Source organism: Chryseobacterium sp. POE27 (genome assembly GCF_039727685.1).
In the GTDB taxonomy this organism is placed as follows: domain Bacteria; phylum Bacteroidota; class Bacteroidia; order Flavobacteriales; family Weeksellaceae; genus Chryseobacterium.
The window spans coordinates 3041752-3055883 of record NZ_CP152475.1; the positions used below are offsets into that span (position 1 = coordinate 3041752).

The following is a 14132-nucleotide window of genomic DNA, read 5'->3' on the forward strand; positions in this document are numbered from 1 at the left end:
GTTTCTGAGATGTAAGCTTCAGCTTGAGAACTCAGGATTTCATTAACTCCCGCAATAGCGTTAGCTTCAGTTTTGTAATACTTTTTTTGTAATACCTGTTTGCGATGTTACATTGGCTTTAGTTAAATCAAACAAAGCGGATGTAACATTTGATTCGATAAAGCATTCTTCAATAGAAGCATCATTTACAACAACAACCGGATAAAACTGTAAGGTTATCTGATTATATCCTGTACAACCTTGAGGTGTTCTCACTCTTACATATACTGTTCTCGGAGCAATAGAAGTAAAAGTTGCAGGGTTTGTGATTTCATTGGTTCCTGCATTAAGATCTGCAAGGGTCGGGAAGTATTTTTTTGTAACGTTCGTTGATGTCGGGTAAACATTTGCTGCTGTCAAATTGAAAACTCCTGTTCCCGCATTATTGTTATTACATGCTTTTACTGTGGTTGGCACTACATCAAGTGCAGGCAAGAATTGCAGGGTTATCTGCCCAGTTCCTACGCAACCTTCTGAAGTAGTAATTTTTACAAATACTGTTTTTGGAGCAGAAGATGCATAGTTAGGGTTGGTGATTTCATTGGTTCCTGCATTAAGATCTGCCATGGTAGGATAATACTTTTTGGTAACGTTTGTAGGGTCGTAGACGTTTGCAGAATTTAAATCAAAATAACCTATGCCGGTATTGTCATAGTTACAGGCTGTAATGGTTGCGTTCTGTACAACGATATTACCTGACCTGAATTTAAACCTTCCTACCTGGAAACAACCATTCAGCGGATTGTTCGGATTAGCAGGATCCGTATATTTCAATCTGTAATAATATATACTTGTGGCATCTACCATTATAGGGGTTGTGATAGGTGCTGCTCCTGTAATGGCATCATTACTCAATAAATGATAAGTTACCGTGAAGTTGGGATTGTTATTGATAATTCCTGCAGATAATGTGCTGAAATCAAACATTGTAGGCAGGGCACACTTTAAAATTTCATTCGGGTTAGCCGGGTTTGCAGCCGGTGTTCCCGGAGTAATGAAAGGGTTTGGTGTCAACGCAGGGTCATTAAATACCGAAGTTAAAGAAGCTGTTCCTCCCCATGTCAATGCGAATCCGTAAGGATTGCTGGGAATATAATTATCAATAAGCAAATAGTATGTTTCTCCTGCAATGACATTCAGTGGAGTTTCCCATGGGGCTCCCGTTATTGTTGAACTCAATCCGGTAGCACCGCTTTCTCCGGAGAAGTTACATTTTATGGCATCACCAAAATCCCATGTGGCACAATCGATATTGGGTCCGTAAACCGCAAAATCATAGTCATAATGTGTTACACCGGGAACGGTGTTCGGATTAATTGTAAATTCAATAGTTCCTGAAGTGGCTGCTGTAAATTTATACCATACGGAAAAATGTTCATCGGCCAGACAGCTGCCGGAAGTTGCTTCCGGAACAGTACCTGAACTGCTTGGATTATAAGAAATATCTGAGTTTCCGCAAACCGGAATAGCCGAAATACAATCCGACTGTGAAAAAAACATCTGTGAGAAAAATAAAACAGTCAGTAGTAGTAATTTCTTCATTATAGATTCTTTTTATTATTTAATTAATTCTGTATGTGAAAAAAACCGCTTGAGAAAGCGGTTTTTCTACAATATTTAGTATTCTATTCTCTGTTTTTTACCATTACCCATCCTGAGAATTTGAATGGTGTGTTTTTCTTGTCATTTTCATTCCATGTTACGCTGTACCAATAGGTTCCGGTAGGTACTTTTTTTACCTCCTGTGGTTCCGTCCCATTTGTATGCGCTGAATTTATCTGCCTGTCCTACTTTTACGCCATATCTGTCGTAGATACTCAGTACTAAGTTTTGTTTGCTGGCCAAAGCTGAATAGTCTATCACATCATTTACGCCGTCTCCGTTCGGAGTAATAACATTTACCAGATTAGGAACAACTACAGTTATTGTAATAGGATCACAATCGTAGCCGTCTTTTACATATACTGTATTATCACCTCTTGGTACATTCTTAAATTCATTTGAATCCTGCCAGTTGATGCCGTCAAGAGAATATTTGTAAGGAGCAGCTCCTCCGATTACATTTACAGTAATTGTATTGTTTGTAATGTCAACATTAGAAACAACAGGTTGCTCGGAAGCATAAACCTTCACGGTCTGTCTTGTAATACAGTCTCCTGTTTTAAGCTCTACCCAGTAAGTACCTACTGTAACGTCACTGATCGTACGGGTAGTAGCGCCGGTGCTCCATTTATATCCGTTAAATCCGGGACCTGCATCCAATGTAGTCGTGTCTTCCATACAGATTATTTTATCTTCCAGAACATTTGAATAAACGGGAGGAAGAACAACCAGATTTACTTTAGCTACATTATAGCATTCGTTTGAATTGATCACTTTTACATATACTACGCCTGTCGGAGCAATATACGTCTGGAAATTCGAAATAATGTTGGTGCCATTTACCGCATCAGCAACTGAAGGGTAATATTCTTTAGTTACTCCTGTCATCCCTGTCACTGCAGCTGTCGTAAGATTAAACATTGCTGTAGACGGATTTGCTTCAATAAAACATGATCTTAGGGTTGCTTCATTTACTGTAACAATTGGGAAGAAATTTAAAGTAATTTTAGCAATATCAGAACATCCTAAGTTGGTTGTTATTTTTGCATATACTTCTCCGGTAGCCGAAGTGTAAGCCCATGGGGTTGTAATTTCATTAGTCCCATTATTGGCATCTGTAAGTGTTGGATAATACTTGGTAATATAGGTATATAATGGGTTTGGAGTATATAATGTTGTCGAAGTAAGATCATATGTTGCCACCCCACTATTATTGTTGCTACATTCTGTTAAAGTGGCGTCTGTCGCTGTAAAGGTTATGTCTTTAAACTTAAATGGATTGATGTTGAAGCATTTATTAGTCGGGTTATTAGGGTTGCTTGGATCCTGATAACGAATTGTATAATAATATGTATTTGTAGTATTTACAACAATTGGTGCTGTAATTTCATTTACATCAGATAAAGCATCATTGGATGTTCTATAATATTTTACAAAGAAATTCGGATTTCCATTAATAATATTGTTGCTATTACTTTGGAAATTGTATGGTGCATTAATATTACATAGTTCTATGATTCTTGGATCTGCTGGCGCAGCCCCGGGAATTCCGATAGGGTTAAACGGATTAGGCTGAATTGCCGGATCATTAAATGGTGAGGTTAATGTAGCAGTACCACCCCAAGTCATTGAAAAAGGTATTGCCGCATTTGCACCAGACCAGTTATCTACAACGAGATAATAGCTTTCACCGGCTATAACGTTCAATGCCGGTTCAAACGCACCGGGTGTACCTGGCGGCAGACCAACCTGTAATCCTGTTTGGTTTGGAAAAGGTTGTACACCTGCGTAATTACATCGTATTGGGGTACCTTTAGTACCACAGGTTTTATTGGGTCCATATACCGCAAAATCATAATCCGCATTATAAGGAGCCGAAGGAGAAATTACAAAAGTTAAAGTTCCGGATGTTGCAACTGTGAACTGATACCATACCGAGAAGTGTTCGTTCAAGTTCAAACAACTTCCGTTAGCATCTACCTGATCATCCACGTTTCCTGGACCTGTGGGGAAATAAGAGACATCCGAATTTCCACATACAGGTATTGCAGAAACACAATCAGACTGTGCAAAAAAGATTTGTGAAAAAGTGAGTAATAATATAAGGTAGATTTTTTTCATAATAGTCGAGTTTATCTTGATTATGATTATTTAAGAATAGATAGGTAATAGTTTGCATCTTCTTTTCCCCAGCTTGGGTCAAGATTGGATTTCTTACTATAAGATTTCAATTTAGCCAAGGCTGAATTGAAATACGTTTTTGCCAATTCTTTATCTCCTCCATTTTTTACCGGAGAATTTAAGGTAATTTCACCTTTAACCACATCAATTCTTGGGTTATTTTTGTCTTCTGACTCTGCTTTAGCCAAATATTCATTTGCTTTAGCCAGATAAGAAGCATGATCTGTCGGATTATTTGATGATTTTAATAGATAAATTTGTGATAAAAGAATATTTGCTTCTGCATTATTCGGATTTTTCACAAATATTCCAGCAATGTATTTTTCTGCTAGAGCTGAAGTTTCATCAATGTTTGACATTTTACCCTCCCGCTGAGAACTTATCTCAGCTCTTACTAATGATAAAGCTGTGTAATAATAAGCTCTCCAGTCTTCTTTTTTTGTTTCAGTACCTTTAGAGAGAGCATTGACATATTTAACAAAAAAATCTTTGGGCTGCTGAAAGTCTTCAGATTTTTTTGCAGACTCTAACTTAGCAATTTGAGTCGGCAGACTTTTTTCATAAGACGACTGAGCATAGCTATATGCTCCCACGGCTAACGAAAATAAAAAGAATAGTTTTTTTACCATAATAGAAAATATTTTATAAACAAAGATAAAAAATTATTAATTTTAATTTAAAGTTTTTAAGATTAATTTAAAAAAAATATATAAATTGTCCTAATATTGCATTTTTCTTAACTTCGGATTGGTTACTCCTACGATTAATGCAATCAGCACAGTCATCGTTCCTCCGAAAATCACGGAACGTACCACTCCCATTAATTTTGCCGTAAGTCCGCTCTCAAACTGTCCCATTTCATTGCTCGACATTATGAATATTGAATTCACACTCAACACCCTTCCTCTGATATGATCCGGGGTTTTCAACTGAACGATTGTTCCTCTGATGACCACGGAAATTCCATCCAGCATTCCGCTCATCATTAAAAACATGAAAGAAAGCCAATATAGTCTGGATAATCCGAAACCAATGATGCATAACCCAAATCCCGTAACCACAGCCAGTAAGATTTTCCCCTGATTTTTCCTTAACGGAATAACCGACAGGATGGTAATGATACACATTGATCCTATATCTGATGCCGCATTCAGCAATCCGAAGCCTTCAGCACCTACTTTCAGAATATCGGTAGCATATACCGGAATCATCGCAACAGCACCTCCGAAAAGCACGGCAAACATATCAAGACAAAGAGCTCCCAGAATTTCTTTGGTTTTAAAAATATAAGAAATCCCCTCCCGCATACTATCTATAACGTTAATATTCTCTTTTTTTGTATTCGGAATATTGTTTATTTAACTGAAAGAAAAATAGTGAAGCTAAAAATATTAATGAAATAATAACAATCAGTGTCCATTTTACGCCGAAATAACCAATCAGAAACCCGCCTGCAGCATGCCCGCAGACAGACGAAATAAGGAATGTCGCCTGGTTTAAAGTAACCGCATTCGGCAAATTTTCTTTTTTTACAATTTTAGGAATCATAGAAGGAACGATAGGGCCAATGAAAGCTCTGGCAATCCCTGTAAAGAAAATGACACCGTAAATGAAATAGGTAATCTGATGCCCCGAAAAATGAATTTCTACATTGAAAAATGCTGGAATCAGCAATAAGCCGATTAAAAAAATGTAAGTATAGTTACAGATTAAGAGTAGTCTTTTCTTTTCATTCATGTCGATCACATGACCGGCGTACAAAGCACAGCTTACCGCCGGAATCACTTCCGAAAGCCCGATAAGACCTATTGAAAAGGGATCTTTCGTTAGTTGATATACCCACCATCCCAATAAAGTGGCAAGCATTCTGAAAGCAAGAACAATAAAAAATCTTCCCGTAAGAAGGTTTCTGAATTCGACATTTTGTAATGTCTGTAACGGGGTAAACGAAATCATCTCGCAAAAATAGCCTCAAATATTGATTTAAGGCTATTGTTATGGTATATTTTTAAATGAAAAATTGTATGACTCCTAAAAGATAAAATCTATTTTAGTTGTCTGCGCGAGAAGCGCTTATCACTATTGCTGCAACACCGGCTGCTCCGATCACGGTAGCTCCTATTACCGTTTTTGCTTTTCTGCTGTCTCTTACTGCCGCAACGTTAGACTTTGGAATGGTAACAACTGTACTGTCTTTTTTGCCTGCAGTTCCGATCAAATTGTCGCCGTCAACATTCCGGAATAACATTTTTTTGATTCTTTGAGCCATCTCTCATCATCACAGTGTACATTTTGCCTGCTTCAAGATTAGAATAATCATTTTTTGCAGTATCCATACTGTATTTTGTGGTTGCACAAGATGAAATTACAAATAAAGATGTCAGTAAAGATGATTTTAAAAGTACAGATGCTTTCATTATTATTTTTTAGTTTTCCAAATTTATAATTTTTTTCGAATATACGTTTCCGGAATTGAAAAAATATGCTTAAAGTTTGTAAATTTCCAATAATTCTGCAATTTTCCTGTCATTGGCAAGTCTTGGTGTTTTATTTTGCCCGCCCAGTTTTCCCTGTGATTTGGCATATTCATGAAACGCGTTTTTCTTTAAATTCGCAATATGCAATTTCTGAAGAATATTTCCGGAGATAAGATCATCATAATAGCTATTGCGTTTTCTCAGCTGGTCGTCTAACTCATTTTTGAATAATTCTAAATTTTCAGGCTCTTTTTCAAATTCAATAAACCATTCATGATAAGGAAGGCCTTCCTTGGGATTTACATTCGGGGCAAGATGAAATTCGGTAATCTGTGCGGGATATTTTTCCAGGGTTGCTTTTAAGGCTTCTTCTACTTCATAAGCAATCACATGTTCACCGAAAGCAGATGTAAAGTGTTTCGTCCTTCCGCTCACTAGAATTCTATGTGGATTTTTATCGATAAACCTCACAACGTCACCGATAGAGTATGCCCAAAGACCGGAATTTGTTGTTAAAATCAAAGCATAATCTTTATTGATTTCAATTTCTTTTAAAGTTAATCTTCTAGCATCAGGTTTGCCATATTCTTCCAAAGGAACAAATTCATAAAATATACCATGATTGGTTAAAAGCAACAATCCTTCTTTCGTATAATCATCCTGAAATGCAAAAAAACCTTCCGATGCAGGAAAAGTCTGCACGATATCCACCTTACCACCCAAAAGTTCTTCCATTTTATCGCGGTAAGGCTCATAGTTTACCCCTCCGGTGACGATCAGCTGAAGATTAGGAAATATCTGCTTGATTTTTTTACCATGTTTTTCGACCAGTTTTTCAAAATACATGATGAGCCATGGCGGAATGCCGGAAATCAGCGTCATGTTTTCTTTTTCCGTTTCTTCTACGATTTTGTCAACTTTGGCTTCCCAGTCTTCCATAATATTGGTTTCCCAGCTTGGCAGCCTGTTTTTCTGCAGATATGTTGGAATATGGTGTGCGACAATCCCGGAAAGGCGGCCGGTTTTTATTCCGAAAACTTCTTCAAGTTCGGGGCTGCCCTGTAAAAATATCATTTTACCATTGACGAAATCTGCATTGTTTTTTTTGGATATATAATGAAAAAGTGCGCTCTGCGCTCCTTTTTACCTGATATGGCATTCCTTCTTTTGAAATAGGAATATATTTTGAGCCGGATGTTGTTCCGGAAGTTTTAGCAAAATATTCTGGAATATCTGTCCAAAGAATATTGGCTTGCCCCTTTTTTTACTCTTTCAATATAAGGTTTCAGATCTTCGTAATCTGAGATGTTAACTTTCTCCTGGAAATCGCGTACGGATTTAATATTTTCAAAATCATGCTCTCTCCCGAAAAGTGTTTTTTTTGCGGTATCTACCAGGGAAAGCAACAGCTTTTCCTGATTGCTTTCAGCGTTTTTTTTTAATTCTTCGGCTTTGCCTACATGATTTTTTGCCCACAGCAATGCTATATTTTTCTTTAGGAAGTTTACCATGCTTCAAATTTATAAATAACTGAAGAATCTGTAACAATTTGTACGACAATATCCAACAAAAAAACCGATGAATGAGTGGTCATCGGTTCTTCGAAATTTGATTATGAAAATAACAACTATTGTTGAGTCTTACTTGTTTTCCTTATGTTTTTTTATCGTGCTTTTCTTCTTTTTTTAAGTTTTTTACTTTCTTTGCTTTTGTTGTCATTTTCCTCCTTTTTCACTTTTGCTGTTGCAGCTTTCGCCGGTTTTGCAGTTTGATGAGGAGTTGGAGTTGTGTTTTGTGCTGTTGCAAGGCCAAGTCCTAATACGATGGACATTGCAGATAATAACTTTTTCATAAGAATTATATTTTCTTGTTTGTTGAGTCAAAGTTAGGCAAAATTGCGACCTGAAATCTCAATTTCAGAAACTTAACTAAAGTTTATCACAGCTTAAAAAAAGATTAAACAACCCAGTCTCAAAAGGGCATTACAAACAAAACCTGCTTTCCTTTATAAAGAAAAGCAGGCTCTGATATAATGTGTGAAAAGTTGGTTATCGTGTACAATTAGCGGTCCACGTTTTACCGTCTTTTATATACAATATTTTTAAGTCGTTATTATCAATTCTGATATACGATGTTGCCGTAGATCCTACTGATACCAGTGTATTATCACCTTGTTGGTTAAATTCAACTCCGTTAAGGTCTGGAATTCCGTTGGAGAAGGCGAAATTGTACTTTGTTCCGCTGGCAATTTTGGTTACAAACACACTTCCGTCATTTGAACTGATGTTGTTGTCTCCGTCAGTATATCCTACACTTCCTTTGTAAGTTCCTGCGAAAAAGTCGTTGTTGGCAGGGTCGTCGTCGTCGCTGCATGATGTAATTGCCGTGACTGCAAAAAATACTAAGACGAACATTCCTAAAATTCTGATTGCTTTTTTCATAATAATAATTTCTTTTAATTTTGGTAGTGTAAGGTTTCCAAACAATGTGCCATTCGGGGAAAGGTTATCTATTTTAACTTATTTTAGGTATAATATTAAAATGCAATTTATTTTTAGCAATGATCTAGATAAAGCTGCGCATTTTCCCGAAAAAAAATAAAGTAGTACCTTTGTGAAGATCAAACGGTTTCGGAAAACTCCCGAAATCGCTTTTGCCGTTTATATAGAATTATTTATGCAGTTAAAAACCATCAGCGAAAAGTTTCTTCCGGATCTGCTTCAGAAAGAGTTCGGGAAAGAAATTTTCATTCAGCTGGAAAACCATCAACATATATCCGTAAAAGGCAGCGCAGGATCTGCTGCCTCTGTCTTTGTAGCAGAGCTTTTCCTTAGCCGTAAAAAACATATTCTCTATATCATTGACGATAAAGAAGACGCATTGTATGCCAGTACGGAAGTAGAAGACCTCCTCGGAAAGGATAAAGTGCTGTATTTTCCTGCCACTCATCTCGAACCGTATCAGGTAGAAAAAACGCAGAATGCCAATCTGGTTTTAAGAACTGAAGCCATTAATAAGATTACCTCAGGAAAATCTCCGAAAGTCATTGTTGCCTATGCCGGTGCGCTTTCTGAAAAGGTTTTGAGGAAAGAAGATTTTAAAGCCATTTCGCATCATATTAAGGTTGGAGATCAGCTTGATTTTGATTTTGTTGATGAATTATTGAATCATTACAGCTTTCAGCAGACTGATTTTGTTTCGGAGCCGGGAGAATTTTCTGTGCGAGGAGGAATTGTGGATGTTTTTTTCTTTCTCTAATGAAAAGCCTTATCGTATTACTTTTTTTCGGGAACGAGATTGAAAGTATTAAAACCTTTGATATCGAAACACAACTTTCAGTAGACAAGGTCAGCGATTTTCAGCTGGTTTCCAATATGAATTTTACGGTAACCGGAAGCCGGGTTTCCTTACTTCAGCTGTTACCTAAAGAAAGTATAGTAGTTTCCAAAAACGGAATCATCGGTATGCAGAAGCTGAAAACCTTCTACGAAAAGGCGTTGGAAAAATATGAAACACTAAGTAAAGATATCGCCCACAGAAGTCCTCAGGAATTATTTATCTCCGATCAGGAATTTTTATTTGATTATAAAAAGTTTAAAACAGTAGATTTCGGAAGCGTTTCGATTGAAGGACTTATTGAGCTTGAAGAGATTAAAATAGACCAGGTGCCGCAGCCGTCTTTTCATAAGAATTTTGAATTGTTGATTGAAGATCTTGAAGAAAAACAGAACGCAGGTTTCGATACCTGGATTTCTTTTTCGGGAGAAAAGCAGAAAGAACGACTGGAGTCTATTTTTGAAGAGCTGGAGCATCAGCTTCCTTTTAAAAGTTTTAAATCTGAACTTCATGAAGGATTCGTCGATCATAATCATAAATTGCTGGTGTACACGGATCATCAGATTTTTGACCGTTATCAGCGATATAAAGCTAAAAACACTTTTGCCAAGTCGGAACAGCTTACGTTAAAAGATTTAATGTCTCTTAAAATTGGTGATTATATTGCCCATATAGACCACGGTATCGGAAAATTCATGGGATTGGTAAAAGTAAATAATGACGGTAAAATTCAGGAATGTTTTAAACTTACCTATAAAAATGGAGATTTGCTGTATGTAAGTATTCATTCTCTTCATAAAATCTCGAAATATAATGGCCCGGAAGGCCGTGAAGTGGTTTTAAGCAAACTCGGATCTCCAACCTGGAAGTCTTTAAAGCAAAAAACAAAAGCAAAAGTAAAGCAGATTGCTTTCGATCTTATAAGACTTTATGCACAGAGAAAAACCGCCAAAGGATTTGCCTATACACCGGATTCTTATTTGCAGAATGAACTGGAAGCGAGCTTTATTTATGAAGATACTCCGGATCAGGAAAAAGCAACTATTGATGTAAAAAAAGATATGGAAGCCGACACGGTGATGGACAGGCTCGTGTGCGGAGACGTAGGTTTTGGTAAAACTGAAGTTGCTATCCGTGCGGCTTTTAAGGCTGCAACTGACGGTAAACAGGTGGCTGTTCTTGTGCCTACGACAATTCTTGCTTTTCAGCATTACAGAAGTTTTAAAGAAAGACTCAAAGATTTTCCGGTGAATGTCAGTTATATCAACCGTTTCAGAACCGCAAAGCAGAAGTCTGAAACATTGGAAGCGCTTAAAAACGGAAAAGTTGACATCGTCATCGGAACCCACCAGCTGGCAGGAAGTTCGGTGAAATTCAAAGATTTGGGATTATTGATTATTGATGAGGAACACAAATTCGGAGTTTCGGTGAAAGATAAATTAAAAACACTAAAAAGTAATGTCGATACCTTAACATTGACGGCGACGCCTATTCCGAGAACGCTTCAGTTTTCTTTAATGGCTGCGAGAGATTTATCGGTAATTAAAACTCCACCGCCAAACAGGCAACCTGTTGATACGCAGCTTGTAGGCTTTAATGAAGAAATTATTCGTGATGCTGTTTCTTATGAGCTGCAGCGTGACGGTCAGGTATATTTTATTAACAACAGAATCGAAAACCTCAAGGAGATCGCCGGGCTTATACAGCGACTGGTTCCGGATGCAAGAGTCATTACCGGTCACGGACAGATGGAAGGAAAGCAACTGGAAAAAAATGTCCTGGATTTCATGGAAGGAAAATATGACGTATTGGTTTCTACCACAATCGTAGAAAGTGGGGTGGATGTTCCGAATGCCAATACCATTTTTATTAATGATGCCCAGCGTTTCGGAATGGCAGATCTCCACCAGATGAGAGGAAGAGTGGGACGGAGCAACAGAAAAGCATTCTGTTACCTGATCACACCGCCGTACGATATGATGACCTCGGATGCCAGAAAAAGACTGGAAGCGATTGAACAGTTTTCCGATTTGGGAAGCGGTTTTCAGATTGCTATGAAAGACCTCGAAATACGTGGAGCCGGAGATCTGCTGGGTGCCGAGCAGAGTGGATTTATTAATGAAATGGGATTTGAAACCTATCAGAAATTAATGCAGGAAGCTCTGGAAGAGCTGAAAGACGATCAGGAATTCGAGAATTTATTTGAAAATGAGGAAGAAAGAAATAAACTCTTCAAAACTACAAAAGACATCAATATTGATACAGATCTTGAACTGATGTTGCCTGACTGGTATATTTCCAATACAGAAGAAAGATTATTGCTGTATCAGAAACTGGCTGATATCGACAATGAAAAGAGCCTTGAAAAGTTTGAATCTGAACTGAAAGACCGATTCGGAAATCTGCCGGATGAAGCCATAAATCTATTAAAAAGTGTAAGCTTAAAATGGCTTGCAGCCGAGATCGGCTTTGAAAAGATCGTCATGAAAAACGGTGTGTTTTTAGGGTATTTCCCGGGAAATCCGCAGGATAAGTTTTATCAAACTGATAAATTCCGTCATATTATCAATTACCTCACCAAAAATCCTGCTGAAGCTCAGCTGAAAGAAAAAACAGGTAAGGAGGGTAATCAGCTGATGATGAGAAAAGACAAAGTGAATAATGTAGATGAGGTAAACTCTCTTTTAAAATCGATGCTTACAATGAGCTAATGTAAATGCATTTTCAATTTTAACTCTATTTTTATTGAATTCATTATCACGATTAATCTTTTAATTTCAGGCAAAAGTTATTTTTACTTATTGTGATTTTGATTACATTTGCAGTCATTATTATGAAAAGATATATATATAACATTGTAGCAGGATTCATTTTTGCCACTCACGGCAATGCGCAAGTGGGGATTAAAACAGCTTCACCAAATGCCACACTAGATGTGAATGGGACAACAACACTAAGAAAAGAGCTTAGAGTAGGTGGCACTTCGACACAAGTAGGGAATCCCGGGCTAAACGGGCAGGTTTTAGTTTCGCAGGGAGAAGGTTTGCCTCCCATATGGAAGTCTTTGAATGTACCCTTGGTGGAAGCAGGACAATACAAACTTACCAATTCTTATCTGTTTTCAGATCAGGTAGGTATTACTACTTTTCCAAATGATAGTAATGGGACAGTATATAAAAATAATGTAGGAGATGATATTGATGATACCAATACAGGTCTATGGGTCAAATTAGGCGCCCTTAGTAATGCCATCGAAATCAAAAATGGTAATAACAGGATTGCCTATCAGTTCCAGACAGGAGTTGAAATGCGGTCACCAACACCTACAGTTTCTGAGAATGTTACTTTTGCCTGCGGAATCTTCAGAAACGGAAAACTGGTAGCGGTTCGGGCTGATAAAGTTGCATCGACCAACAATGTAGGAAAAAACGGTCTTCAAGACTATATTTTTACGCTTAATTATACCGAAAAGGATGTTGTTATAGGAACTCATCAGATAGAGGTTGCTTGCCGGAAGATAATCTCTTCAAACACTGGCAGTGCATTCTCTATTGGGAGGAATTTAGCAAACCAGACTTCTGATCCTTATATTTCCAATCCATTTATTTTAGAATCTGAATTTAAAATGGACATTATTGAATTCATTACTTATTAACTAAACACAATCAATACTGCATGAGAAGATTAATTTTACTTTTATCAATTGTTTCAGGATTTACAATATCTGCGCAGATAGGTATAAAGACAGCGTCTCCAAAAGCTATTCTTGATGTGAATGGTGATATGAACCTCAGAGGAAAATTATCGGTATTAAATACGAACGATAATACAATTTTCGGGGGAACCAACGACCAGATACTGGTTTCCCAGGGTGAGGGATATCCACCTGCGTGGAAAAGCCTTCGTATTCCGGATTATGAACAAAATAAATTCTTTCTCATTTATAATAATTCCTTTTCAGACATGGTAGGGATTACTTTCAACTCTAATGAAGAACCTGCTACAGCTGCCGCATTATCCACATTGTCCTCTTTATTCGTAAAGAACACCAATTTCAGTTCATTGAATACATTTAAAAAAATCCCATTATTGTCACAGCAGTTTGAGGCATATAGTGCGCAGAGTAAAGTATATTTCCAGTTTGAGACGGTAGTTCAGGGTACTTTTGGTGCTAATGGAAATCCCGACAGCTCCATAGATTATGCCTGTGGGATTTTTATTGACGATAAACTGGCGAATATAAGACTCAGAAATATTAAGGCAAGCTCGGCAACAAATACATTTATCACCCATAATCAGATCGGAATGGCTCAAAACCTTTCTAAAGGGACACATACTATAAGTGTAGGCTGTAAAAGGCTAAAATCTTATAATACCAGCGCAACACTTGGTATAGGAACCAATGTGTACAGTAATATAAATAGCTTTATTGCACAATCATTCCTTAGAGTTGATGTCTATGAAATCCCTCAGGTATTTAATACAATCATAAATTAA

General features: G+C 37.3%; 9 protein-coding genes and 3 pseudogenes. 3 read left to right on the top strand and 9 right to left on the bottom strand.

The genetic code is table 11. From position 1 onward, the window contains the following. Positions 1-66: 66 nt before the first annotated feature. The 9 genes and pseudogenes from AAHI02_RS14425 to AAHI02_RS14465 all read right to left on the bottom strand — a co-directional run bounded on the left by AAHI02_RS14425 (position 67) and on the right by AAHI02_RS14465 (position 8740). Positions 67-1581, bottom strand: coding sequence for a hypothetical protein (locus AAHI02_RS14425; protein ID WP_346983839.1), 1515 nt, complete (start codon positions 1579-1581; stop codon positions 67-69). Positions 1582-1728: 147 nt separating this feature from the next. Beyond that, on the bottom strand, positions 1729-3762 hold the full coding sequence (locus AAHI02_RS14430) for a T9SS type B sorting domain-containing protein (RefSeq protein ID WP_346983840.1): 2034 nt from the start codon (positions 3760-3762) through the stop codon (positions 1729-1731). A gap of 26 nt (positions 3763-3788) precedes the next feature. Continuing rightward, complete coding sequence (locus AAHI02_RS14435) at positions 3789-4451, bottom strand: hypothetical protein (RefSeq protein WP_346983841.1); 663 nt, start codon at positions 4449-4451, stop codon at positions 3789-3791. A gap of 90 nt (positions 4452-4541) precedes the next feature. Continuing rightward, positions 4542-5778, bottom strand: a pseudogene (locus AAHI02_RS14440) (MFS transporter). A 94-nt stretch (positions 5779-5872) separates the two neighbouring features. Then, positions 5873-6070, bottom strand: a complete 198-nt coding sequence (locus tag AAHI02_RS14445) for a hypothetical protein (RefSeq protein WP_346983842.1) — start codon at positions 6068-6070, stop codon at positions 5873-5875. Further along, on the bottom strand, positions 6051-6239 hold the full coding sequence (locus AAHI02_RS14450) for a hypothetical protein (RefSeq protein WP_346983843.1): 189 nt from the start codon (positions 6237-6239) through the stop codon (positions 6051-6053). Before AAHI02_RS14450 ends, AAHI02_RS14445 begins: the two co-directional genes overlap by 20 nt. Positions 6240-6308: 69 nt before the next feature. Beyond that, positions 6309-7810, bottom strand: a pseudogene (locus AAHI02_RS14455) (GH3 auxin-responsive promoter family protein). 152 nt (positions 7811-7962) lie between these two features. Next, positions 7963-8151: a hypothetical protein gene (locus tag AAHI02_RS14460; protein ID WP_346983844.1), complete on the bottom strand. Its 189-nt coding sequence runs from the start codon at positions 8149-8151 to the stop codon at positions 7963-7965. A 196-nt stretch (positions 8152-8347) separates the two neighbouring features. Further along, positions 8348-8740 carry a hypothetical protein gene (locus tag AAHI02_RS14465; protein ID WP_346983845.1) on the bottom strand — a complete coding sequence of 131 codons (393 nt, stop codon included), beginning with the start codon at positions 8738-8740 and terminating at the stop codon, positions 8348-8350. A 235-nt stretch (positions 8741-8975) separates the two neighbouring features. Between AAHI02_RS14465 and mfd the strand changes: the two are divergent. The 3 genes and pseudogenes from mfd to AAHI02_RS14480 all read left to right on the top strand — a co-directional run bounded on the left by mfd (position 8976) and on the right by AAHI02_RS14480 (position 14132). After that, positions 8976-12346 (top strand): annotated as a pseudogene (mfd, locus tag AAHI02_RS14470) (transcription-repair coupling factor). 122 nt (positions 12347-12468) lie between these two features. Next, positions 12469-13290 (top strand): hypothetical protein, encoded by an 822-nt coding sequence (locus AAHI02_RS14475; protein ID WP_346983846.1) that lies wholly within the window; start codon positions 12469-12471, stop codon positions 13288-13290. Positions 13291-13310: 20 nt separating this feature from the next. Continuing rightward, positions 13311-14132: a hypothetical protein gene (locus AAHI02_RS14480; protein ID WP_346983847.1), complete on the top strand. Its 822-nt coding sequence runs from the start codon at positions 13311-13313 to the stop codon at positions 14130-14132.

Coding starts and splice junctions, on each gene's coding strand:
- AAHI02_RS14480 (WP_346983847.1), top strand. CDS start 13,311: ATGAGAAGATTAATTTTACTTTTATCAATTGTTTCAGGATTTACAATA.
- AAHI02_RS14475 (WP_346983846.1), top strand. CDS start 12,469: ATGAAAAGATATATATATAACATTGTAGCAGGATTCATTTTTGCCACT.
- AAHI02_RS14425 (WP_346983839.1), bottom strand. CDS start 1,581: ATGAAGAAATTACTACTACTGACTGTTTTATTTTTCTCACAGATGTTT.
- AAHI02_RS14445 (WP_346983842.1), bottom strand. CDS start 6,070: ATGTTATTCCGGAATGTTGACGGCGACAATTTGATCGGAACTGCAGGC.
- AAHI02_RS14435 (WP_346983841.1), bottom strand. CDS start 4,451: ATGGTAAAAAAACTATTCTTTTTATTTTCGTTAGCCGTGGGAGCATAT.
- AAHI02_RS14465 (WP_346983845.1), bottom strand. CDS start 8,740: ATGAAAAAAGCAATCAGAATTTTAGGAATGTTCGTCTTAGTATTTTTT.
- AAHI02_RS14460 (WP_346983844.1), bottom strand. CDS start 8,151: ATGAAAAAGTTATTATCTGCAATGTCCATCGTATTAGGACTTGGCCTT.
- AAHI02_RS14430 (WP_346983840.1), bottom strand. CDS start 3,762: ATGAAAAAAATCTACCTTATATTATTACTCACTTTTTCACAAATCTTT.
- AAHI02_RS14450 (WP_346983843.1), bottom strand. CDS start 6,239: ATGAAAGCATCTGTACTTTTAAAATCATCTTTACTGACATCTTTATTT.